Origin of the sequence: Streptomyces sp. cmx-4-9, from assembly GCF_046548835.1 — a bacterium.
GTDB lineage: Bacteria > Actinomycetota > Actinomycetes > Streptomycetales > Streptomycetaceae > Streptomyces.
The window spans coordinates 111,040-132,573 of the sequence record NZ_JAEBEE010000007.1; the positions used below are offsets into that span (position 1 = coordinate 111,040).

21 protein-coding genes are annotated in these 21,534 nt (G+C 73.1%); 7 read left to right on the top strand and 14 right to left on the bottom strand.

Translation table 11 applies throughout. The features are described 5' to 3' along the window. The first annotated feature begins 30 nt into the window (after positions 1 to 30). Both ACLJTM_RS22165 and ACLJTM_RS22170 read left to right on the top strand, forming a co-directional pair. Positions 31 to 477, top strand: a complete 447-nt coding sequence (locus tag ACLJTM_RS22165; RefSeq protein WP_411105417.1) for a Fur family transcriptional regulator — start codon at positions 31 to 33, stop codon at positions 475 to 477. Positions 478 to 626: 149 nt separating this feature from the next. Next, positions 627 to 1,001: a hypothetical protein gene (locus ACLJTM_RS22170; RefSeq protein ID WP_411105418.1), complete on the top strand. Its 375-nt coding sequence runs from the start codon at positions 627 to 629 to the stop codon at positions 999 to 1,001. Here ACLJTM_RS22170 and ACLJTM_RS22175 read toward each other — a convergent pair. From ACLJTM_RS22175 to leuA, 6 genes are all read right to left on the bottom strand, one after another. Continuing rightward, positions 992 to 1,915 (bottom strand): helix-turn-helix domain-containing protein, encoded by a 924-nt coding sequence (locus ACLJTM_RS22175; RefSeq protein WP_411105419.1) that lies wholly within the window; start codon positions 1,913 to 1,915, stop codon positions 992 to 994. The two genes, ACLJTM_RS22170 and ACLJTM_RS22175, sit on opposite strands and share 10 nt — an antisense overlap. A 115-nt stretch (positions 1,916 to 2,030) precedes the next feature. Next, on the bottom strand, positions 2,031 to 2,855 hold the full coding sequence (locus ACLJTM_RS22180) for an isoprenyl transferase (RefSeq protein WP_411105420.1): 825 nt from the start codon (positions 2,853 to 2,855) through the stop codon (positions 2,031 to 2,033). 11 nt (positions 2,856 to 2,866) lie between these two features. Further along, positions 2,867 to 3,613 (bottom strand): DNA repair protein RecO, encoded by a 747-nt coding sequence (recO, locus tag ACLJTM_RS22185; RefSeq protein ID WP_411105421.1) that lies wholly within the window; start codon positions 3,611 to 3,613, stop codon positions 2,867 to 2,869. Positions 3,614 to 3,708: 95 nt separating this feature from the next. Beyond that, positions 3,709 to 5,283: a nucleobase:cation symporter-2 family protein gene (locus ACLJTM_RS22190; protein ID WP_411105422.1), complete on the bottom strand. Its 1,575-nt coding sequence runs from the start codon at positions 5,281 to 5,283 to the stop codon at positions 3,709 to 3,711. A 614-nt stretch (positions 5,284 to 5,897) separates the two neighbouring features. Then, positions 5,898 to 6,593 (bottom strand): TerB family tellurite resistance protein, encoded by a 696-nt coding sequence (locus ACLJTM_RS22195; protein WP_411105423.1) that lies wholly within the window; start codon positions 6,591 to 6,593, stop codon positions 5,898 to 5,900. A 208-nt stretch (positions 6,594 to 6,801) separates the two neighbouring features. Further along, positions 6,802 to 8,565 carry a 2-isopropylmalate synthase gene (gene leuA / locus ACLJTM_RS22200; RefSeq protein WP_411105424.1) on the bottom strand — a complete coding sequence of 588 codons (1,764 nt, stop codon included), beginning with the start codon at positions 8,563 to 8,565 and terminating at the stop codon, positions 6,802 to 6,804. Between the two features lie 364 nt (positions 8,566 to 8,929). Here leuA and ACLJTM_RS22205 point away from each other — a divergent pair, with 364 nt between their 5' ends. From ACLJTM_RS22205 to ACLJTM_RS22220, 4 genes are all read left to right on the top strand, one after another. Next, entirely contained in the window at positions 8,930 to 10,003 is a 1,074-nt protein-coding gene (locus ACLJTM_RS22205) for a M4 family metallopeptidase (protein WP_411105425.1), read from the top strand. A 10-nt stretch (positions 10,004 to 10,013) separates the two neighbouring features. Continuing rightward, entirely contained in the window at positions 10,014 to 10,283 is a 270-nt protein-coding gene (locus tag ACLJTM_RS22210) for a protealysin inhibitor emfourin (RefSeq protein WP_411105426.1), read from the top strand. Positions 10,284 to 10,348: 65 nt separating this feature from the next. After that, complete coding sequence (locus ACLJTM_RS22215) at positions 10,349 to 11,170, top strand: GNAT family N-acetyltransferase (RefSeq protein WP_411105427.1); 822 nt, start codon at positions 10,349 to 10,351, stop codon at positions 11,168 to 11,170. Between the two features lie 119 nt (positions 11,171 to 11,289). Beyond that, positions 11,290 to 11,943, top strand: a complete 654-nt coding sequence (locus ACLJTM_RS22220; RefSeq protein WP_411105428.1) for an SAM-dependent methyltransferase — start codon at positions 11,290 to 11,292, stop codon at positions 11,941 to 11,943. Positions 11,944 to 12,004: 61 nt separating this feature from the next. Here ACLJTM_RS22220 and era read toward each other — a convergent pair whose 3' ends face one another. The 3 genes from era to ACLJTM_RS22235 all read right to left on the bottom strand — a co-directional run bounded on the left by era (position 12,005) and on the right by ACLJTM_RS22235 (position 16,478). Beyond that, a complete protein-coding gene (gene era, locus ACLJTM_RS22225) occupies positions 12,005 to 12,955 on the bottom strand; it encodes a GTPase Era (RefSeq protein ID WP_411105787.1) in 951 nt (316 codons plus the stop codon). A 977-nt stretch (positions 12,956 to 13,932) separates the two neighbouring features. Further along, positions 13,933 to 15,321, bottom strand: a complete 1,389-nt coding sequence (locus tag ACLJTM_RS22230) for a beta-xylosidase (RefSeq protein ID WP_411105429.1) — start codon at positions 15,319 to 15,321, stop codon at positions 13,933 to 13,935. Between the two features lie 23 nt (positions 15,322 to 15,344). Next, positions 15,345 to 16,478: a GlxA family transcriptional regulator gene (locus ACLJTM_RS22235; RefSeq protein WP_411105430.1), complete on the bottom strand. Its 1,134-nt coding sequence runs from the start codon at positions 16,476 to 16,478 to the stop codon at positions 15,345 to 15,347. 71 nt (positions 16,479 to 16,549) lie between these two features. Between ACLJTM_RS22235 and ACLJTM_RS22240 the strand changes: the two genes are divergently transcribed. Further along, on the top strand, positions 16,550 to 17,869 hold the full coding sequence (locus tag ACLJTM_RS22240; protein WP_411105431.1) for an MFS transporter: 1,320 nt from the start codon (positions 16,550 to 16,552) through the stop codon (positions 17,867 to 17,869). Between the two features lie 15 nt (positions 17,870 to 17,884). On the opposite strand, the gene ACLJTM_RS22245 is transcribed toward ACLJTM_RS22240, so the two are convergent. From ACLJTM_RS22245 to ACLJTM_RS22265, 5 genes are read right to left on the bottom strand one after another with little or no spacing between them, the layout of a single operon-like run. Next, positions 17,885 to 18,238 (bottom strand): cytidine deaminase, encoded by a 354-nt coding sequence (locus tag ACLJTM_RS22245; protein ID WP_411105432.1) that lies wholly within the window; start codon positions 18,236 to 18,238, stop codon positions 17,885 to 17,887. Between the two features lie 58 nt (positions 18,239 to 18,296). Then, positions 18,297 to 18,659: an MmcQ/YjbR family DNA-binding protein gene (locus ACLJTM_RS22250; protein WP_411105433.1), complete on the bottom strand. Its 363-nt coding sequence runs from the start codon at positions 18,657 to 18,659 to the stop codon at positions 18,297 to 18,299. Then, entirely contained in the window at positions 18,656 to 19,960 is a 1,305-nt protein-coding gene (locus ACLJTM_RS22255) for a hemolysin family protein (protein WP_411105434.1), read from the bottom strand. The genes ACLJTM_RS22250 and ACLJTM_RS22255 overlap by 4 nt, the downstream gene beginning before the upstream one ends. Next, positions 19,957 to 20,454: an rRNA maturation RNase YbeY gene (gene ybeY, locus ACLJTM_RS22260; protein WP_411105435.1), complete on the bottom strand. Its 498-nt coding sequence runs from the start codon at positions 20,452 to 20,454 to the stop codon at positions 19,957 to 19,959. Before ybeY ends, ACLJTM_RS22255 begins: the two co-directional genes overlap by 4 nt. A 13-nt stretch (positions 20,455 to 20,467) precedes the next feature. Next, positions 20,468 to 21,511 carry a PhoH family protein gene (locus ACLJTM_RS22265; protein WP_411105437.1) on the bottom strand — a complete coding sequence of 348 codons (1,044 nt, stop codon included), beginning with the start codon at positions 21,509 to 21,511 and terminating at the stop codon, positions 20,468 to 20,470. Positions 21,512 to 21,534 lie beyond the last annotated feature (23 nt).

Sequence of the window (21,534 nt, forward strand, 5' to 3'; positions counted from 1 at the left end):
GGCGGCCGAGGCCGAAACGAGGAGGAACCGGTGGCGACTGCGCCTGGCGAGATGAATACCGCGCCAGTACGAGGGCGGTCCACCCGGCAGCGGGCGGCCGTGGCGGCGGCCCTGGACGAGGTGGACGAGTTCCGCAGCGCCCAGGAACTGCACGACATGCTCCGGCACCGGGGCGACTCGGTGGGCCTGACCACCGTCTACCGCACCCTCCAGTCACTCGCGGACGCCGGCGAGGTCGACGTGCTGCGCACCAGCGACGGGGAGTCGGTCTACCGGCGCTGCTCCACCGAGGACCACCACCACCACCTGGTCTGCCGCAAGTGCGGCAAGGCCGTCGAGGTGGAGGGCCCGGCGGTGGAGAAGTGGGCGGAGTCCATCGCGGCCGAGCACGGCTACGTGAACGTGGCCCACACCGTGGAGATCTTCGGCACCTGCGCGGACTGCGCGGCCGCCGCTCCCGCGGGCCAGGCCGGCTGACGCCCCCACCCGTACCGCCCGCTGAACCGCCGGGGCCCCGGGCCCGGCGGTTCTCGGCCATTGCGTCCGGGCTGCCGGTTTCTACAAGACCGGGCCCGCCTGCCGTTGCCATCGTCGGAGCCGTCCGTCCCTCCGACGAAGGAGTCTCCATGGCATTCCAGGGCATCAAGCGCAAGGCCGGCGTCGTCCTCGCGGCCACCACCCTGCTCACGGCCGTGTCCGGCCTCGCCGCGTCCTCGGCGCAGGCCGCTCCGACCGCGACCTGCTGGTCGTCGAACAAGCCGAACAACTCCAGCTTGAAGACGACGCTGAAGGGCACCTACAACCTCAAGAACGGCATCGGCTCGGTCTGCGGCAACGTCCGCTCGGTCAGCGGCGGCACCGTCTTCTACGTGTGGTGCGGCGCGGTCAACCCGGACTCGGGCGTGCTGTGGTTCTACGGGCGGGTCTCCGGCACCGACGACAAGGGCTACATGTCCTCGGACAACCTCAACTACGTCAGCGGCACCTGGAGCTACTGCTGACCGGGACGCCCCTCCCCGGGCGGGCGGTACGGCGGTGCCGCCCGCCCGTCCCCGGCCGGCCGTGCGGGGGTCGGCCGGCCGGGGAGCAGGACGCTCGTGATCCGGCCCGGGACCCGGTCCAGCGGGGAACCGGGCGGGACCCCTGCACGCAGCCTGATCAGCGCGGAGGGGCTCAATCCGGTCATCGCCTTGATGTCGCGGCTCAGGTGCGCCTGGTCGTGGTAGCCGCACAGCGCGGCGGTCTCGGCGGCGGGCAGCCCGCCGGACAGCGCGAGCAGGGCCCGCTGGAGCCGGTACACCCGGGCGACGCCCTTGGGCGACAGGCCGACCTCCTGCTGGAAGCGGGCCCGCAGGGTGCGGGCGCTCCAGCCGGTCTCGGCGGTGGCCCCGGACAGGGAGGGGTCGGCGCCGCGCAGCCGGGACAGGGCGTGGCCGACCTCGGGTGACAGCTGTCGGCGGCCCGCGTCGAGCCGTGCGGCCAGCGCCTGGTCGAGGAGGGTGAACCGGGCTTCCCAGCCGCGCAGTTCGCGCAGCCGCTCGGTGAGCCTCGGCCAGTACGGTCCGAGCACGTCGGCGAGGTCGAGGTAGACGTCGCGGAAGTGCCGCATCGGTGTGCCGAGGAGGCGGTAGGCACCGGTCGGGGTCAGGTTGACCTCCAGGCCGTGGACCTCGCCGCGGTGCACGCCGGTCACGGGGCCGGTGTGCAGGCCGCTGATCATGGCGGCGGGGGCGGGGCGCAGGAGGCCGTCCGAGCCGGTGACGTGCAGTCCGTCCGCGAAGGACAGGACCAGGGTGAAGGTGCCGTTGGGCAGCTCCAGGCGGCGGCGCGGCTCGGGGAAGCCGGTGCGGAAGCCGGTGTACCCGAGCACGTGGCGGCGCAGTGCGGGAGCGGCCCGCCGGCGTACCGATCCCATCCGCAGCCTCCCTGGACGCAGCGCGTGCGTACGGCGGCAGATGATGTCAGCGGGCGGGCGGCGGCGGCCAGACCGCTTCCGGCCAGGCCGGAAGCGGTCGGGGGCCGGGTCAAGGTCAGCCGGCGGCGGAGCCCTCCGCCTGGTTCGGGACCGCGCCGCCGAAGCGGCGGTCGCGCTGGGCGTACTCCAGGCAGGCCGCCCACAGGTCGCGGCGGTCGAAGTCGGGCCACAGCACGTCCTGGAAGACCATCTCGGCGTACGCGCTCTGCCAGAGCAGGTAGTTCGAGGTGCGCTGCTCGCCGCTGGGCCGCAGGAAGAGGTCCACGTCCGGCATGTCCGGGTAGTACATGTACTTCGCGAGGGTCTTCTCGTTGACCTTCGACGGGTCGAGCCGGCCGGCCGCCACGTCGCGCGCGATGGCCTGCGCCGCGTCGGCGATCTCCGCGCGGCCGCCGTAGTTCACGCAGAAGTACAGGGTCATGGCGTCGTTGTCGACGGTCTGCTCCTGCGCGACCTGGAGCTCCTGGACGACCGACTTCCACATCTTCGGCATGCGGCCGACCCAGCGGATGCGGATGCCCAGCTCGTTCATCTCGTCGCGGCGGCGCCGGATGACGTCGCGGTTGAAGTTCATGAGGAAGCGGACCTCGTCGGGCGAGCGCTTCCAGTTCTCCGTCGAGAAGGCGTAGAGGGAGAGGTTCTTGACGCCCATCTCCAGGCAGCCCTTGAGCACGTCCAGGACGACGCCCTCGCCGACCTTGTGGCCCTCGGTGCGCGGCAGTCCGCGCTCCTTGGCCCAGCGGCCGTTGCCGTCCATGACCACGGCGACGTGGTTCGGGACAAGCTCGCCGGGGATCCTCGGCGGGCGCTCACCGGACGGGTGCGGCTCGGGAACCTTGTACTCGCGGCGAGAGCGTCCCAGAATCCCGCGTCGTGCCATGTGCCCAGCTCCTATTTCTCGACGTAACGCAGGGAGCGTAGCCCGCGCTCCAGATGCCAGTGCAAATAGGCGGAGACGAGCCCGCTGCCCTCCCGCACGTGACGCGCCTCGCACGCGTCGGCGTGGGTCCAGTCGCCCGTCAGCAGGGCGCTGAGCAGGGCGATGGCCTCCGATGAGGGTACGACGCTGCCGGCGACCCGGCAGTCCCCGCACACCACCCCGCCCGCGGCCACGGAGAAGTGCCGGTTGGGGCCGTGCATGCCGCATTTCGCGCAGTCGTCGAAGCTCGGCGCGTAGCCGTTGACGGCGAGGGAGCGCAGCAGGAAGGCGTCGAGGATCAGGTGCGGCTCGTGCTCGCCGCGGGAGAGCGTCCGCAGGGCCCCGACGAGCAGCAGGTACTGCTGCACGGAGGGCTCGCCCTCGTTCTCGGTGAACCGCTCGGCGGTCTCCAGCATGGCGGTGCCCGCGGTGTAGCGGGCGTAGTCGGTGGCGATGCCGTTGCCGTACGGGGCGATGATCTCGGTCTGGGTGCAGAGCGGGAGGCTGCGGCCGACGAGATCGCTGCCGCGGGAGAAGAACTGCACGTCGGCGTGGGAGAAGGGTTCCAGTCCGGCGCCGAACTTGGACTTCGTACGCCGGACCCCGCGGGCCACGGCCCGTACCCGGCCGTGGCCCCGGGTCAGCAGCGTGATGATGCGGTCCGCCTCACCCAGCTTCTGGGTGCGCAGCACGATGCCGTCGTCGCGGAACAGACTCATGCGCCCATTGTCACCCGCCCGGCGGTGGTGGCGGCGACGGCGTCCGCCCCCGCCCGGACGGGGGTCCGGGCGGGGGCGTGCGTCCCCGGGCGGGGTCAGCGGGCGGAACCTCCCCCTCCGCCCGCGGGCGCTCCACCCGCGGGCCCGCCGTCCTCGACGGGGCCGCCGGCGGCCGCACCACCGGACGCCGGGCCGTCCTCCACCGTGGAGCGCCCCGGTCCGGGGCCCGCCACGGGGGCCGCCGCCTGGGCGGGCACCGCCACCGCGACCGCTGCGGCGGCCTCGGCCGGCAGGGCGGCGCGGCCGTGGGCCTCGTCCTTGGCCAGGCCGTTGAAGACGAGGTTGAGGACGATGGCGCTCGTGGCGCCGAGGGTGACACCGCTGTTGAGCAGCGAGGCCAGGTCCGCGTCCATGTGCGTGGTGAAGAAGGCCGGGACGGTCGCCGGGAGCAGGGCGAAGGCCAGGGAGACGCCCACGATCAGCGCGTTCTTCTCCTCCTTGAGCTCCACCTTGCCCAGGGTCTGGATGCCGGCCAGGGCGACCATGGCGAACATCACGGTCGCGGCGCCGCCGAGCACCCCGTGCGGTACGGCGGCGACGATCGCGGCGGCCTTGGGCAGCAGACCCAGGACGATCATGAACACACCTGCGGCGACGACCACGAACCGGCTCTTGACCTTCGTCATCCGCACCAGGCCGACGTTCTCGGCGAAGGCGACGTAGGGGAAGGAGTTGAGGACGCCGCCGAGGGCGGTCGCGGCGCCGTCGGCGCGCAGGGCGCGGGCCACGGTCTCACTGTCGATGTCCTTCTCGACGATCTCGCCGACGGCGTAGGTGTCGCCGGTCGTCTCGACCATGGTGATCAGCATCACGATGAGCATCAGGACGATGGGGAACCACTCGAACTTCGGGACCCCGAAGTGGAAGGGCGTGGTGACGCCGATCCAGCCCGAGTCACCCACGTCGCCGAACTTCGCGTCGCCCAGGAGGAAGGCCACGAGGGTGCCGCCGACCAGGCCGAGGAGGATCGAGATGCTGGAGAGGAAGGGCTTGCCGATCTTCATCAGGACCAGGATGAAGAGCATCGTGCCGCCAGCGTAGGCGAAGTGCCGCGGGGCGCCGAAGTCGGGGCTGCCGAGGCCGCCGGCCGCGTCGTTGAGGCCGACGGGGATCAGGACGATGCCGAGGACCGTGATGACCGTGCCGGTGACGACCGGCGGGAACAGCCGCATGACGGCCCGGAACGCGCGGGCGGGCAGCCAGGCGAAGGCGAAGGTCGCGAGGCCGGCGGTGATGACCGCCCCGTAGATGACCAGCAGGGCGGCGGTTCCGCCGCCGGCCCCGAGGCCTATCGCGATCATCGGCGAGACGGCGGTGAAGGTGACGCCCTGGATCAGCGGGAGGCGCGCGCCGACCCGGCCGATGCCCCAGGCCTGGATGATCGAGGCGATGCCGCAGGTGAAGAGGTCCGCGTTGATCAGGTAGACCAACTGCTCGGGGCTGAGTTTCAGTGCGTTGCCGACGATGATCGGGACGATCACCGCACCGGCGTAGAAGGCGAGTACGTGCTGGAAGCCGTACAGCGCGAGCTTGGGGAGGGGGAGCACCTCGTCGACCGGGTGGGTGCTCTGCTCTCCGTTGCCGGAGAGCCGGGCGGCGACACGTGCCATCTCTGCCTGGCCCTTCAAAGAGGTAGGTGACTGAGAGGAGATCGGGAGGCCCCCTGGCCGGAGTGGGTCGCGAACCCGTTGATCCGTCAGGGTGGCCGGTTGCCACGGGGGGGGGTCACGTGGAGCGGAGCCCCGCTGTGTGCGGGCGGCGTCTCGTCGTGTGACCGGAATTGAACGCCTGTGGGCGGCCTCACAGATATCGTCGACCTCTACAAACTGTTGACGCTGCGCGATCTTCGATCTGTAGGTTTCTCCCCTGGCCGGGCCCTGCGCGCCGGGGTATGCAGCGGACCCTCCGGGGGACCGCCCTGCGCCCCCGCACTCGCGAACCCCTCCCCCAACTCCCCACGCCCTGCCCCGCCCTGCGCTTCGGATCCGCAAACACGGCGCCCCGGACGTGAGCGTCCGAGGGGCGGGACAGCCAGGGCCCACCACCGCCCCAGACACCGTCCTCAGCCCGTCCGGACGGTACGGATCCGGCCGCACGAGGCCGGATCGTTACGTCCCGCAGGGTGGTTTCGGTCGGCTCGGGGCCCGGCCCACGCAAGGAGACGGGCCCGGCGGAGGGTTCCGCCGGGCCCGTTCGGCCGGAAGGCCGGATCGCTCGGAGTCGCTCAGGGGGCGCGGACCGCCGACAGCAGCCGGTGCACCTCGTCCGTGCCGATCCGCAGCGCCGCGCCCACCGTGGCGAGCACCTCCCGCTCGGCCGGGGTGTACGGGCCGTCCGCGAGCGCGATGCGGGCGCCCTGGAGCAGGATCGACTCCCGGCCGGGGCCGGCCAGGTGCGGGGCCAGCGGTTCCAGGGCCTCGTGCAGCTCTATCGACAGGGCGGCCCCGCAGCACTCCGGGACGTCGTACAGGCCGAGCCGGCCCTCCTCGGTGGACAGCGCCTCCACGAGGGCTTCCAGCTGGCCCTCGGAGCAGTCCTGGAAGCCCACGGCCCGTACGGCGCACACGGCGGCCTCCAGGGCCGTGCGCGAGGCCGTCCCGCCCGCGGCGAGCACGGCCAGGGTCACGGTGTGCACGGCGTCGCGCAGCAGCGCCGTGAAGCGGGTCGTGGTGAGGTGGTCCAGCACCTCGGTGTCGAAGCGCTCCCGGCAGCCCTGGCACTCGACGACCGGCCCGGCCTGTCCGCGCGGCAGCAGCGGCACCCCGAGGACGGTGAAGCGGCGGCGCCCGGTCCGCCTGCGGTAGTTGCGGTCACCACCGCAGTCGGGGCAGAAGAACTCCCCGTCACCCACGGTGCTCCAGGTGGTACGGATGCCCCAGACCGTCAGCTTCCGGCCGTCCCCACCCCGAACTGGCAGCACGTCGCACCTCCGTAACCTTCCGGCAACATCGCCGGGTTGGCGTGATGTTAGCCACATCGGTGAGGATGCGTCAGTCGTGTGACAAGACAACATCCCCCGGGACCCGGACTTGGCCGAACTGCGCCCCCGCCTCCGGCCCCGGAAACGGCGGGGCCCCGCTCCCGCGCACGCCGCGGGAGCGGGGTCCCGTACGGGGTCCCTACGGGTGTCAGCGGCCCGCGCGGTTGACGGCGGAGATGACCGCCTTCAGGGAGGCTCGGGTGGTGTTGGCGTCGATGCCGATGCCCCACAGGACCCGGCCGTCGATCGCGCACTCGATGTACGAGGCGGCCACGGCGGAGGCGCCCTCGCTCATGGTGTGCTCGGTGTAGTCCAGCAGGCGGGCGTCGACGCCGATGCCGGCCAGTGCGTCGAAGAAGGCCGAGATCGGACCGTTGCCGGTGCCGTCCAGCACGGTGTCCACGCCGTCCACGACCGCCTCGACGGTCAGCGTGTCGGTGCCGTCCTTGTCGGTGGTGGTCTGGCCGGAGCGCAGCTGGATGCGGCCCCACGGGTTCTCGGGGTTGGGCAGGTACTCGTCCGCGAAGGCGTCCCAGATGGCCTTCGGCGTGACCTCGCCGCCCTCGGCGTCGGTCTTGGCCTGGATGATCCGGGAGAACTCGATCTGCATGCGGCGCGGCAGGTCCAGCTTGTGGTCGTTCTTCAGGACGTAGGCGATGCCGCCCTTGCCGGACTGCGAGTTGACCCGGATGACCGCCTCGTAGGAGCGGCCCACGTCCTTGGGGTCGATGGGCAGGTAGGGGACCGCCCATTCGATGTCGTCCACGGTCTTGCCGGCGGCGGCCGCGTCGGCCTCCATGGCGTCGAAGCCCTTCTTGATGGCGTCCTGGTGGGAGCCGGAGAAGGCGGTGTAGACCAGGTCGCCCGCGTAGGGGTGGCGCGGGTGGACCTCCATCTGGTTGCAGTACTCGCTGGTGCGGCGGATCTCGTCGATCTGCGAGAAGTCGATCTGCGGGTCGATGCCCTGGGAGAACAGGTTCATGCCCAGGGTGATCAGGTCGACGTTGCCGGTGCGCTCGCCCTGCCCGAACAGGCAGCCCTCGATGCGGTCGGCGCCGGCCATCAGGGCCAGCTCGGCGGCGGCGACGGCGGTGCCGCGGTCATTGTGCGGGTGCACGGAGATGCAGACGTTCGCGCGGCGGGTCAGGTTGCGGGCCATCCACTCGAAGCGGTCCGCGTGGGTGGAGGGGGTCGAGCGCTCCACGGTGGCGGGCAGGTTCAGGATGATCTCCCGGCCCTCGGCCGGCTGCCAGACGTCGCAGACGGCCTCGCAGACCTCCAGGGCGAAGTCCAGCTCGGTGTCGGTGAAGATCTCCGGGCTGTACTGGTAGCCGAAGACGGTCTCGGGGCCCAGCAGCTTGTCGGCGTACTCCATGACCAGGCGGGTGCCGTCCACGGCGATCTGCTTGATCTGCTCCTTCGAGCCGCGGAAGACCACGCGGCGGAAGGTGGGGGCGGTCGCGTTGTACAGGTGGACGGTGGCGCGCCGGGCGCCGACCAGGGACTCCACGGTCCGCTCGATCAGGTCCTCGCGGGCCTGGGTCAGTACGGAGATGGTGACGTCGTCCGGGATGGCGCCCTCTTCGATGATCGAGCGCACGAAGGCGAAGTCGGTCTCGCCGGAGGAGGGGAATCCGACCTCGATCTCCTTGTAGCCCATGCGCACCAGCAGGTCGAACATCTCGCGCTTGCGGGCGGGGGTCATCGGGTCGATCAGCGACTGGTTGCCGTCGCGCAGGTCGGTGGACAGCCAGCGGGGGGCCTTGGTGACACGGGCGTCCGGCCAGGTGCGGTCCGGGATGTCCACCTGCTCGTACCGGCCGTACTTGTGGATCGGCATCCCGGAGGGCTGCTGGGTGTGGGTCGCGTTCGTGATGGGCGTGGGGCGACCGACAAAAGGCTGCTGGCTCATGGCGTTGGGCTCCTCGCGTGTCCGCGTAGTTCGCTGGGACGGCCGACGGCGGTAGTGGAAACCGCAACACCGAACTCCGCGGGGAGGGGGTCGGCCTACGACTACAGACCCTCGCCGCGGCAGCTAAGGAGAAGCAGCCCGAAACGCATGATGGACCGAGCCTAGCCGAGCCGCGCCGTGACGCGAGGACCTGTTTCAGTATGCAAGACCCGCCTGTCTGCTTTGCACCCTATGTGAGCTACGACTCTTTTGACCTTGCCAGGTCGGTTCGATCCGTCAACGCAGGGTCACCTCTTTCAGACAAGTGAATGAATCGTCGTCGCATCTGGTGACAAGGGAGTGACGCACTGCCACATTGCGGGACATGGATGCCTCCTTCACCCACCGCCGCCCGGTCTTCTGCACCGTCGTGCCGCCCCACCTCCTCGACCGGATCGCCCGGTCCTCCGACCCCCGGCGCGCCGACCTCGCCCAGCGCACCCTGGAGCGCGACTCCCTGCTCCGCACGCGCCGCCGCGTCAGCGCGGTCCGGGGACTCCTCCCCGCGCCGGGGGCCCCGGTCTCCGACGAGCCGAACCGGACCATCCACGACGCGGAGCACGGCACCGCGCTGCCCGGCGCGACGGTGCGCACGGAGGGCGGACCCGCCGGCCGGGACGCCACCGTCAACCGCGCCTACGCAGGACTCGGGGCGACCTTCGAGCTGTTCCTGAAGGGCTTCGGCCGGCGCTCGATCGACGATGCCGGACTGGCCCTGGACGCGACCGTGCACTACGGCCGGGAGTACAACAACGCCTTCTGGGACGGCCGGCAGATGGTCTTCGGCGACGGGGACGGGGAGCTCTTCCTCGACTTCACGGTGTCGCTCGACGTCATCGGCCACGAACTGGCCCACGGGGTCACCCAGTACACGGCGAACCTCGACTACTACCAGCAGTCCGGCGCGCTCAACGAATCCATGTCGGACGTCTTCGGCTCGCTGATCAAGCAGTTCTCACTGGGGCAGACGGCGCAGGAGGCGGACTGGCTGATCGGGGCCGGGCTGCTGGGGCCCGCGGTGAGCGGGGTCGCGCTGCGCTCGATGAAGGCCCCGGGGACCGCGTACGACGACGACGAGCTGGGCAAGGACCCGCAGCCCGCGACGATGGACGGGTACGTGCGGACCTCGCGCGACAACGGCGGGGTGCACATCAATTCCGGCATCCCCAACCACGCCTTCTACCTGGCGGCGACCGAACTGGGCGGCAAGGCCTGGGAACGCGCGGGCCAGGTTTGGTACGACGCCCTGACCGGCGGGGAGCTGGCCCCGGACGCCGACTTCGCGGACTTCGCCCGGGTGTCGGCGGCGGCCGCCGCGGCCCGGTACGGGGACGGCGGCGCCGAGCACCAGGCCCTGCAGAAGGCCTGGTCCGCGGTGGGCGTCCCGCTGGCGGGGTAGGACCCTCCCCATGCGCATCCAGGTGGTGAGGACGGGCGGCTTCGCGGGCATCGAGCGCCGGGCCGAGGTGGACACCTCGGACCTGCCCGACCGGGACGAGTGGCGGGCCCTGGCCCTGCGGGCCCTGGAACCGGGTCCGCCGGGCCCCGGGGCGGACGGGGTGCGGGACGGGTTCTCGTACCGGATCACCGTGGACGGGCGGACCGTGTCCTGCCGCGATCCGCACCTCTCGGACGCCCAGCGGGCGCTGGTCTCCCGCGTGCTCAAGGAGGGCGCCTGAGCAGGCTCCCGCCGCGGGTCCCGAAACCAGGTGCCCGGTCCGGCCCGTTTTGCTTGGATGGCCGGATGACCGAGCACTTGATCGACATGACGCTGCCCGCCCTGGAGCGGTACTACGACACGGCGCCCCGGGTGGGCGGGGCGCGGGCCGAGGACTTCGGCCCGCTGACCTTGTTCGTGCAGGAGGGCGAGGGCTGGCCCTACTACGCGCGGCCCGCGCTCGGCGGCTCCGCGGCGACCGCGGAGGACGTGCAGCGGGTCCGGGCCCGGCAGCGGGAACTGGAGGTGCCCGAGGCCTTCGAGTGGGTGGCCGAGACCAGCCCCGGGTTCCGGGCCGCGGCCGAGGCGGCGGGCCTGCACGTGCACGCCCACCCGCTGATGGTCCTGGACCCCTCGGCCGAGGCACTGCCCCCGCACCCGGAGGTCCGCCTGATCGAGGCGGACGACCCGCTGCTCACGGCGGCCGTCACGGTTCCCGCCCTGGCCTTCGCGGACCCCGGTACGGCACTGGGCGAGGCCGGCGCGGCCGAACTGGCCGCGGCGTCCGTCGATCCGCAGGCGCGGGCCCGGGCGGGCCAGGTGTCGGCGATGCTGGCGTCCGGCCGGACCGTGATGGCGGCGGCCGTCCGCGACGGCGTGGTGCTGTGCTCGGGCCAGTACAACCCGGTCGGCGAGGTCGGCGAGGTGGTGGGCGTCGGCACGCTGCCCGCGGCCCGGCGCCGGGGCCTGGCCCTCGCGGTGACGGCGGCCCTGGTCGCGCAGGCCCGCGCACGGGGGGTGCGCACGGTCTTCCTCTCCGCGGGCGACGAGGACGTGGCCCGGGTCTACGCCCGGGCCGGCTTCCGCCGGGTGGCGACGGCGCTGATCGCGGAACCGCCGCAGGGCTGAGGCGGGCGAGGCAGGCCGGGCCGGCCCGCGCGCTTTTGCAGGAACGGCAAAGAAGTTTGCCCGCCCGCGGGACCCGGCGGAGCATCGGCGGCACAGGCACCGACGAGGAAGAGGACGCCGTGACCGAGCACGCGCACACCCCCGGCACGCAGCCCGCCGGCGGCGAGGAGTTCTGGGACGACCGCTACCGCGGGAGCGACCGGGTATGGAGCGGCAACCCGAACGCCGTCCTGGTCCGGGAGGTCGAGGGGACGCCCCCCGGCCGGGCCCTGGACCTGGGCTGCGGCGAGGGGGCCGACGCGGTGTGGCTGGCCCGGCAGGGCTGGCAGGTCACCGGGGCCGACATCTCCGGCGTGGCCCTGCAACGGGCGGCCGGGCACGCCGCCGAGGCGGGGGTCGCCGACCGCGTGGAGTGGCAGCGGCACGACTTCGCCGCATCCTTCCCCACGGGGCGCTTCGACCTGGTCTCGGCCTGCTTCCTGCACACCTACGGGGAGTTCCCGCGTCCCCGGGTGCTGCGCGCGGCCGCCGCGGCCGTGGCCCCGGGCGGGATCCTCCTGGTGGCCGGCCACGCGGGAAGCCCCTCGTGGGACCCGGACGCCCACCCGGGCCTGGTGCTCCCCACCCCCGACGAGGTCCTGGAGCAGCTGCAGCTGGCCGGAGACGACTGGGAGGTCCTCGTGGTGGAGGAGCACGTGCGGCCGGCGCAGGCCCCCGACGGCACCTGCGGCAGCCGCCCCGACAACCTGGTCAAGCTGCGGCGCCTGCGCTAGGCCGTCTCTTCCGGACCTGTCCGCTCCCGGGGCCGGGCGGGAGCCCGGCCCCGGCAGCGGGTCAGAACCCGAGCTTGCGCAGCTGCTTGGGGTCCCGCTGCCAGTCCTTGGCGACCTTCACGTGCAGGTCGAGGAAGACGGGGGTCCCGAGCAGCGCCTCGATGTGCTTGCGCGACTTCATCCCGACCTCCTTCAGGCGGGCGCCCTTCGGGCCGATGATGATGCCCTTCTGGCTCGGCCGCTCGATGTAGACGTTGGCGTGGATGTCGAGCAGCGGCCGGTCGGCGGGCCGGTTCTCGCGCGGGATCATCTCCTCGACGACCACGGCGATGGAGTGCGGGAGCTCGTCCCGTACGCCCTCCAGGGCCGCCTCGCGGATCAGTTCCGCGACCATCACCATCTCGGGCTCGTCGGTGAGGTCGCCCTCCGGGTACAGCGGCGGGCTCTCGGGCAGCATCGGCGCGATCAGGTCGGCCAACAGCTGGACCTGGGTGTCGCCGACCGCGGAGACGGGCACGATCTCGGCCCACTCGAAGCCCAGCTCCTCGGCGAGCTGGTGCACGGCGATGAGCTGCTCGCCCACCGTCTTGGACTCGACCAGGTCGGTCTTGGTGATGATGGCGATCTTGGGGGTCTTCTTGATCCCCGCAAGCTCCTTGGCGATGAACTTGTCGCCGGGGCCGAGCTTCTGGTCGGCGGGCAGGCAGAAGCCGATGACGTCGACTTCCGACCAGGTCGCGCGCACCACGTCGTTGAGGCGCTCGCCGAGCAGGGTGCGCGGCTTGTGCAAGCCGGGCGTGTCGACGAGGACGAGCTGGGCGTCGGGGCGGTGCACGATGCCGCGGACGGTGTGGCGGGTGGTCTGCGGCCGGTTGGAGGTGATCGCGACCTTGGTACCCACGAGTGCGTTGGTGAGGGTCGACTTGCCCGCATTGGGGCGGCCGACGAAGCAGGCGAAGCCCGCGCGGTGCGGGCTGGTGGACTCGGGGGAACGATCGCTCATACGGGCCATTCTCCCCGATGCCGCTCCCAGCGCCGACCAGGCCGCCGCCGCGAGCACCGACAGGCCGGCCGGCCACGCGGCGAGGAAGGGGTGGCGGGCGTAGTCCGCACTGCCCTGGGCCGTGGTTCCCTCGGCCCGGGCGCGGACCGTCACCCGGGCCGTCTCCAGCTCGGGCGCCCCTTCCCAGCGGGTGCTGAGCCGGACCTCCTGGCCCGGCAGCAGTTCGGCGGGCAGCCCGGTGAGCCGGCGGCCGGGCAGCGCGCGGCCGAGGGTTGCGGAGGCGGTGAGCTCCGCGCTCGGCCGCAGGGTGACGTTGCCGAGGTTGTGGAGGGTGTAGGAGACCTCCGCTCCGGTGTCCCGGCGGCTGACCGTGACCCCGCGGACGGCGAGGGCGGGCGCGGTGGGGCCGCTCACCCGCAGGTACAGCCGGGCGGCGACGGCCTGCTGTACGCCGATCCCCCGCTCGGCGGCGGCTGCGGGCCGTTCCTCCAGGGCCACCACGGCGCCGGGGTGGTCCCCGGGTTCGGCCCGGTCGGGGACGGTGACGGTGAAGGGGACGCTGACCGACCCGCCGGCCGGCACGGTGACCCGGTCCCGGGCGAGCCGCGTCCAGGCGCCGACGGTGCGGCGCGGCTCGTCGGGGCCGCGCACGGCGAAGCCGCCGTCGCGGGCGGTGGGGTGGGCATCGGCGGCGTACAGCCGGAAGGTGCGGGCCCGGGCGGTGCGGTTGGCGACGGTCACGGAGTCGGCGACGGCCCGGCCGGGGGCTGCGGCCAGGTGGAAGGAGGGCCGCTGCCGGGCCGCGCCGGCGGCGGGCAGTACGGACCACTGGCCGTTGTCGGCGGCGGCGGCCGTCCCGGCGCAGGCCGGCCCCGCGAGGACGGCCGCCACGGCGAGCAGCAGCGCCGCCGCGGAGCGGACCGGCGCGGTGCGGCCGGCGCCCGCCGCACCGCGCGGCGGCAGCAGCCGGGCCGGCAGCCGGGCCCTCACGACAGGGTCAGGGTGAGCAGCGCCGTGTACCCGCCCGGCGGGGTGTACGGCGGGACCTGGAGGGAGACGTTCGCATCGACCGTGAAGGTGCCGCCGGTCAGCGGGGCGTCCGGGGTTGAGGCCAGGACCGCGCCGTCGGGGCCGACGGCGCCCGCGCTGCCGGGCGTACAGGGGCTGGGGCTGCCCGGGGCCGCGGTGCACGCGGGGGTCCAGGACAGCGACGCGCCGGGGATGCGGACCCCTCCGGGGCCGGTGAAGTCGGTGACCCTGCCGGTCAGGGACCAGCCGGCCGGGCCGCCGCGGGCGTCCTTGACGGTGACGGTGGCGATCCGGCCGGGGGCGGCGCCGCCGTCGCCGTACGGGACGGCGCCCAGGGAGACGTCCTCGCCGGTCTGGGTCATGGCCAGGGCGCCCGGCTCGACGACCGCGCTGAGCTGCTGGGTGCCCGGCTGCGGCGGGGCGGCCTCGACGACCGTGTAGGCGGCCGGGCCCGAGCCCAGGCGGGCCGACCAGGCGGCGCCTTCGTACGCCACCACGGCGGTGGTGCTCCGGTCCGTGACCGGCAGCTGCGCCCGGACCCCGCCGTGCGCGTCGGCGGTGGCGGCTGCCCGGTCGGCGGTCTCCGCGGCCCCGGCCCGGCCGGCGACCGTCACCACCGCACCGGGGGCGAAGCCGGCGCCGGTGACCTCGACGCGGGCGCCCGGCGTCCCCTGGGCGGCGCCGAGGGCGACGCTGCGCAGGTTGGCCGCCGGCAGGGGGGTCGCGGTGAGCCGCGCCGAGACGGGCGGGGCGCCGGCCTCGGCGGGCGTGCAGACCGTGTCCTCTACCGTGGGCCCGCCGGTGTGCAGGGTGTAGCCGCCGGGGGCGAGCGTGGTCTCACCGGGCGCGGTGACGGTGAAGGTGCCCGTCATGGTGACCGCGGGGAGCTGTCCGCCCTCGCCGACCGGTTCGTTGCGCCGGGTCCCGACGACGGTGACCTCGCCGCTCTGCGCCCCGGCCAGCAGGACCCGGCCGGTCGGGGTGAGCACGTCGGCGGGCAGTTCGCCGGCGCGCGGGTTCACGGCGGGGGTGGCGGCGAGCCGGTAGGTCACGGTGACGGTGTCGCCGACGCGGGGTGCGGGGTCGGCCACCGTGATCCGGGCGGTGCTGGTCCCGTCGGCGGGCGGGAGCCCGGCTTCCTGGGGCGGCAGGCACTGCGTGCGGAAGTCCACCGGTCCGGGCGGCCGGCCGGGGGGCTCCGCGCCGTCGGCCGAGGCCGGCGGACTCAGGGCGCCCCCGGTCGCGGCGGCGAGCACGGCCAGGCCCACGGCGGCCTGCCACCTGCGGTTGCGCACCCCTGCTGCCACTGCCCGCCCCCTGGTCACCTCACGCCGACAGGGGGCCATTCACGAGCCGACGGCGGGAGAAGTCAAGGCACGGACCCGGCACCGTCTGATGGGCCATCAGAAGCTGTCAGGGTAGGCGCATCGCCTCCTCGCCGACCCCTCGCCCACCCCTCTCCCGCGCCGACGGCCGCGCCGTCGGCCGCGCCGTCGGCGGAGGCCTCGCGGAAGGTGCGCCGGTAGGCCGTGGGGCTCACCCCCAGGGCCGCCTGCACGTGCTTGCGCAGGGACTGGGCCGTGCCGAAGCCCGCCTCGCGCGCCACCTGTTCCATCGGCAGCTCCGTGCGCTCCAGCAGCCGCCGGGCGCGCTCCACCCGCTGCCCGACGATCCACTGGCCCGGGCTGGTCCCGGACTCCTCGCGGAAGCGCCGGGTGAAGGTCCGTACGGACACGGCTTCCTGGCGCGCCAGGTCGGTCAGGCGCAGCGGCTCGTGCAGCCGGTCCAGTACCCAGGCCCGGGCGGCCGTGGTGCTGGCCAGCTGCGGCTCGGGCACCGGCCGGTCGATGAACTGGGCCTGGCCGCCCTCCCGGTGCGGGGGTACGACGGTCCGCCGGGCCACCTCGTTGGCCACGGCCGCGCCGTGGTCGCGGCGCACGATGTGCAGGCACAGGTCGATGCCCGCGGCGACCCCGGCCGAGGTGAGGACGTCGCCGTCGTCGGTGTAGAGCACGCCGGGGTCCACCCGCACGGCCGGGAAGAGCTGCTGGAAGTGGTCGGCGGACGCCCAGTGCGTGGTGGCCCGACGCCCGTCGAGGTATCCCGCGGCGGCCAGCACGTAGCCGCCGGTGCAGATGGACACGAGCCGGGTGCCGGGCCGGATGTGGGCGAGGGCGGCGGCGAGCTCCGCGCTCAGCCGGCCCTCCTCGTAGGCCGGACCCAGTTCGTACGAGGCCGGCACCACGACCGTGTCGGCGGTGGCCAGCAGTTCCGGTCCGTGCTCGACGTGGACGGCGAAGTCGGCGTCCGTACGCACCGGTCCGGGAGCGAGCCCGCAGGTCAGGATCGTGTACAGCGGCCGCCCGGCCCGGTCCGCGGCCCGGCCGAAGATCCGGTGCGGAATGCCGAGCTCGAAGGGCAGCAGCCCGGCGAGGGCCAGCACGACGACGCGGTGCGGCCGGGCGGGCTCCGCCGCAGGCGGGGACGGGCGCGTGGGCTCCATGGCCCGATCGTAGCGAAGCATGACAGTCAGGCCACTGTCGTCGGGGGCCTTGCGGGCCGGAATCTGACCGCGTGACCCAGACTGCCTCCGGCCCCCTCGCCGCCTCCCCTGCCCCGCAGCCCCCGCGCCGGGGCACACGTGTCCACCGCGCCTGGTCCGTGGCGGTGGTGACGTTCGTGACGATCATCGGCGCCGCGGCCTTCGCCTCCCTGCCGGGCCTGCTCATCGAGCCCCTGCACGAGGAGTTCGACTGGTCGCGCGCCACCATCGGCTTCGCGGTCTCGGTGAATCTGGCGCTGTACGGGCTCACCGCGCCCTTCGCCGCCGCGCTGATGGACCGGTTCGGCATCCGCCGGGTGGTGGCGCTGGCCCTGCTCGTCATCGCCGGGGGCTCGGTGGCCACGGTGTGGATGACCGCGCCCTGGCAGCTGGTGCTGTTCTGGGGCGTCCTGGTGGGTCTGGGCAGTGGCTCGATGGCCCTGGCCTTCGCGGCGACGGTGACCAACCGCTGGTTCACCGCCCGGCGGGGGCTGGTCACCGGCATCCTCACGGCGGCCGGGGCCTCCGGCCAGCTGGTCTTCCTGCCGCTGCTGTCCTGGCTGGTGGAGCACCACGGCTGGCGTCCGGCGGCCGTCACCGTCTCGCTGGCCGCCCTGGCCGTGGCCCCCTTCGTCTGGCTGCTGCTGCGCGACCACCCGGCGGACCTGGGCCTCGCCCCCTACGGCGGCGCGTACGCGCCGAAGCCCGGCCCCGTCCCCGGGGCGGCGCGGCGGGCGGTGGCCGTGCTGGTCAAAGCGGCGCGCACCGGCCCGTTCTGGCTGCTGGCGGGCACCTTCGCCATCTGCGGCGCCTCCACGAACGGGCTGGTCAAGACCCACTTCGTCCCGGCGGCCCACGACCACGGCATGCCGGTGACGGCTGCCGCCGGCCTGCTGGCGGTGATCGGGGTGTTCGACGTGGTGGGCACGATCGCGTCCGGCTGGTTCACGGACCGCTTCGACGCCCGGCGGCTGCTGGCCGTGTACTACGCACTGCGCGGGGTCTCGCTGCTGTTCCTGCCCGTGCTGCTGGCTCCGTCGGTGCATCCGCCGATGGTCTTCTTCATCGTCTTCTACGGCCTGGACTGGGTCGCGACCGTGCCGCCGACCATCGCCCTGTGCCGCGAGCACTACGGCGAGGACAGCGCCATCGTCTTCGGCTGGGTGCTGGCGTCGCACCAGGTGGGCGCGGCGCTGGTGGCCTTCCTGGGCGGCGCGGCCCGGGACGCCTTCGGCTCCTACGACGTGGTCTGGTACGCCTCGGGTGCGCTGTGCGCGATGGCGGCCCTGATGGCGGTGGTCATCCGCCGCCGTCCGGCTCCGGCCGCGGGCCCCCTCCCGGCCGGGGCGTAGGGCGGCGGCCGGCCGTCAGCCCGCCGGGGTCGTGGACTTGAGGGTGCCGTCGGGGCCCGCGAGGAGGACCGGGGTGTCCGGGCCGCCGAGATCGCGCACGGCGGCACGGTCGGCCTCCGCGGGGGCGTCGGCCGCGCTGACGACGGCGGCGGCCTCCAGGGACTGCGCCCCGCTCGCCACGGCCATCGCGACCGCCGTCTGCAAGGCACTGAGCTGCAACGAGTCGAGCGCGACCGTCCCGGCGACGTACGTCCGGCCGGTCTCGTCCCGGACCGCCGCCCCCTCGGGCACGCCGTTGCGGGCCCGGGCGCTGCGCGCCAGCGTGATGATCTTGCTGTCCTCGGGGTCGATCCCGGTGGTGTCGGTCATGGCGAAAGCATAGGGAGCGCTCCGGCGGCGCCGTGCAACGACCCCGCCGGAGCCCGGTTCACGCCCGGTCGAGCCGCAGCCGCTCCGCCTTCGGCAGGCCCGCCACGACCAGGTCGTAGGAGTCCTCCACCAGTTCCCGCACGAGCGCGTCAGGCAGGGCGTCCGGTCCGCCCGCGGTCACGGTGTTCCAGTGCCGCTTGTTCATGTGGTAGCCGGGCACGATCGCCGCGTGCTGCTCGCGCAGCCGTACGGCCTGCTCCGGCTCGCACTTGAGGTTGACCTTCAGCGGTTCGCCGTCCAGCGCGCTGAGCGCGAACACCTTCCCCAGCACCTTGAACACGGAGGTCTGGGGCGTGAAGGGGAACTCCTCGACCGCCGCGTTGAATCCCAGGCACAGGGACCGCAGTGCGTCCGGGGTCATGCGCCCTCCCCGCCCACGGCCTCCGCCGGGGCCACCGGCTCCACGAGGACCGTCACGATCTTGTTCCGCCGGCCCGCGGGCGATTCCGCGGTCAGCCGCAGCGGCCGCCCGTCCGGCAGGTCCACCACGGCCGAGGCGCCGGCGATCGGCACCCGGCCGAGCGCCTTCGCCAGCAGCCCGCCCACCGTCTCCACGTCCTCGTCGTCGAAGGCCTCGACCTTGAACAGCTCGCCGAGGTCGGTGATGTCCAGACGGGCCGTCACCCGGTAGCGGTCCTCGCCGAGCTCCTCGACCGGCGGCAGCTCCCGGTCGTACTCGTCGGTGATCTCGCCGACGATCTCCTCCAGGATGTCCTCGATCGTGACGATGCCGGCCGTGCCGCCGTACTCGTCGATGACGACCGCCACGTGGTTGCGCACCTGCTGCATCTCCCGCAGCAGGTCGCCCGCGTTCTTGGTGTCGGGCACGAAGACCGCCGGCCGCATCACCGTGGAGACCAGGTCGGACTCCGCCTCCCGGCTGACGTGGGTCTTGCGGACCAGGTCCTTCAGGTAGACCATCCCGACGATGTCGTCCTCGTTCTCCCCGGTCACCGGGGTGCGCGAGAAGCCCGACCGCAGGGCGAGGGTGGTCGCCTGGCGGATCGTCTTGTAGCGCTCGATGCAGACAAGGTCGGTGCGGGGCACCATCACCTCGCGCACCAGGGTGTCGCCGAGTTCGAAGACCTGGTGCACCATGCGGCGCTCGTCGTCCTCGATCAGCGACTCCTTCTCCGCCAGGTCCACCATCGCGCGCAGCTCGGCCTCGGAGGCGAACGGCCCCTTGCGGAAGCCCTTTCCGGGCGTGAGTGCGTTGCCGATGAGGATCAGCAGCTGGGGGACGGGCCCCATGACCCGGGCCAGCGGGACCAGGACGTACGCGGCGGCAGTCGCCGTGTTCAGCGGGTGCTGGCGGCCGATGGTGCGGGGGGAGACCCCGACGGCGACGAAGGAGACCAGGACCATGACGGCGATGGCGACCAGGAGCGCCGTCCAGGTGTCGCCGAACTCGTCGAGGCAGACGTAGGTGACCAGCACCCCGGCCGCCATCTCGCAGGTGATCCGCAGGAGCAGGGCCACATTGAGGTAGCGGGTGGGGTCCCCGGCCACCTGGGCGAGCTTCTCGCTGCCGCGGCGGCCCTCCCGTACGGCCTGCTCCGCGCGGAAGGCGGAGATGCGGGCGAGCCCGGACTCGGCGCAGGCCGCGAACCAGGCGACCACCACCAGCAGGACGGCGCCGGTGATCAGCTGCGGGGCGTTCACGAGACGGTCGGGGCCGGGGACGGGCCGGTGATGCCGCGCTCACCGCGCCAGCCGTCGACGATGGCCGCCTGGAGCCCGAACATCTCCGCCTTCTCGTCGGGCTCCTCGTGGTCGTACCCGAGCAGGTGCAGCACCCCGTGGACGGTCAGGAGCTGGAGCTCCTCGTCCATGGAGTGCTGCGTGGGGGCGTCCTCGCCCTGCTTCCTGGCCACCTCGGGGCAGAGCACGATGTCGCCGAGGAGCCCCTGCGGGGGCTCCTCGTCGTCCTTCGTCGGCGGGCGCAGCTCGTCCATCGGGAAGGACATGACGTCGGTGGGTCCGGGCAGGTCCATCCACTGGATGTGGAGCTGCTCCATCGCCCCCTCGTCGATCACGATGACGGAGAGCTCCGAGAGCGGGTGGATCCGCATCCGGGTGAGCGCGTAGCGGGCGATGTCGAGGATCGCCTGCTCGTCGACCTCGGTTCCGGACTCGTTGTTGACGTCGATCGACATGGTGCGCTGGGGTCTACTTCCGCTGGTGGCCTTCGGGGGCCTGCTGGCTGTCGTCGTACTTCTCGTACGCGTCGACGATACGGCCGACCAGCTTGTGGCGGACGACATCCTCGGACGTGAGCCGCGAGAAGTGGATGTCGGGCACCCCTTCCAGGATGCGCTGGACCTCGCGCAGTCCGCTCTTCGCGCCGCCCGGCAGGTCGATTTGCGTGACGTCACCGGTGACGACGATCTTCGAGTCGAAGCCGAGCCGGGTCAGGAACATCTTCATCTGCTCGGCGGTGGTGTTCTGGGCCTCGTCCAGTACGACGAACGCCTCGTTGAGGGTCCGGCCGCGCATGTACGCCAGGGGCGCCACCTCGATGGTCCCGGCGGCCATGAGCCGGGGGATCGAGTCCGGGTCGAGCATGTCGTGCAGGGCGTCGTAGAGCGGGCGCAGGTACGGGTCGATCTTGTCGAAGAGGGTGCCGGGCAGGAACCCGAGCCGTTCCCCCGCTTCGACGGCGGGCCGGGTCAGGATGATCCGGCTGACCTGCTTGGACTGCAGGGCCTGGACCGCCTTGGCCATGGCGAGGTACGTCTTGCCGGTACCGGCGGGGCCGATGCCGAAGACGATCGTGTTCTTGTCGATCGCGTCGACGTACCGCTTCTGGTTGAGGGTCTTGGGCCTGATGGTGCGGCCGCGACTGGAGAGGATGTTTTGCGTGAGCACCTCGGCGGGCGTCTCCTCGACGCCGCCCCCCTTGCCGTTGCCGCTCGCCTTGAGCATGGCGATCGAGCGTTCCACTGCGTCCTCCGTCATCGGCTGCCCGGTGCGGAGCACCAGCATCATCTCGTCGAACAGGCGCTGGATCAGTGCGACTTCCGCCGCCGCACCGATCGCGCTGACCTGATTGCCCCGAACATGGATGTCAGCCTCCGGGAAGGCCTTCTCGATCACGCGCAACAGGGCGTCACCCGAGCCGAGGACCGTCACCATCGGATGGGTGGCGGGGACGGTGAAGTGGGCTCGCGCCTGCCCCGGCGCCGGGGTGTGGGCTGTAGGTGTCTGCGTCATGGGCCGGCACTGTGGCCTGCACA

Excerpts from the sequence above, each read along its gene's own strand:
- ACLJTM_RS22170 (WP_411105418.1), top strand. The coding sequence starts at position 627 with ATGGCATTCCAGGGCATCAAGCGCAAGGCCGGCGTCGTCCTCGCGGCC.
- ACLJTM_RS22175 (WP_411105419.1), bottom strand. The coding sequence starts at position 1,915 with ATGGGATCGGTACGCCGGCGGGCCGCTCCCGCACTGCGCCGCCACGTG.
- ACLJTM_RS22180 (WP_411105420.1), bottom strand. The coding sequence starts at position 2,855 with ATGGCACGACGCGGGATTCTGGGACGCTCTCGCCGCGAGTACAAGGTT.
- recO (WP_411105421.1), bottom strand. The coding sequence starts at position 3,613 with ATGAGTCTGTTCCGCGACGACGGCATCGTGCTGCGCACCCAGAAGCTG.
- ACLJTM_RS22190 (WP_411105422.1), bottom strand. The coding sequence starts at position 5,283 with ATGGCACGTGTCGCCGCCCGGCTCTCCGGCAACGGAGAGCAGAGCACC.
- leuA (WP_411105424.1), bottom strand. The coding sequence starts at position 8,565 with ATGAGCCAGCAGCCTTTTGTCGGTCGCCCCACGCCCATCACGAACGCG.
- ACLJTM_RS22205 (WP_411105425.1), top strand. The coding sequence starts at position 8,930 with ATGGATGCCTCCTTCACCCACCGCCGCCCGGTCTTCTGCACCGTCGTG.
- ACLJTM_RS22210 (WP_411105426.1), top strand. The coding sequence starts at position 10,014 with ATGCGCATCCAGGTGGTGAGGACGGGCGGCTTCGCGGGCATCGAGCGC.
- ACLJTM_RS22215 (WP_411105427.1), top strand. The coding sequence starts at position 10,349 with ATGACCGAGCACTTGATCGACATGACGCTGCCCGCCCTGGAGCGGTAC.
- era (WP_411105787.1), bottom strand. The coding sequence starts at position 12,955 with ATGGCCCGTATGAGCGATCGTTCCCCCGAGTCCACCAGCCCGCACCGC.
- ACLJTM_RS22230 (WP_411105429.1), bottom strand. The coding sequence starts at position 15,321 with ATGGCCCCCTGTCGGCGTGAGGTGACCAGGGGGCGGGCAGTGGCAGCA.
- ACLJTM_RS22235 (WP_411105430.1), bottom strand. The coding sequence starts at position 16,478 with ATGGAGCCCACGCGCCCGTCCCCGCCTGCGGCGGAGCCCGCCCGGCCG.
- ACLJTM_RS22245 (WP_411105432.1), bottom strand. The coding sequence starts at position 18,238 with ATGACCGACACCACCGGGATCGACCCCGAGGACAGCAAGATCATCACG.
- ACLJTM_RS22250 (WP_411105433.1), bottom strand. The coding sequence starts at position 18,659 with ATGACCCCGGACGCACTGCGGTCCCTGTGCCTGGGATTCAACGCGGCG.
- ybeY (WP_411105435.1), bottom strand. The coding sequence starts at position 20,454 with ATGTCGATCGACGTCAACAACGAGTCCGGAACCGAGGTCGACGAGCAG.
- ACLJTM_RS22265 (WP_411105437.1), bottom strand. The coding sequence starts at position 21,511 with ATGACGCAGACACCTACAGCCCACACCCCGGCGCCGGGGCAGGCGCGA.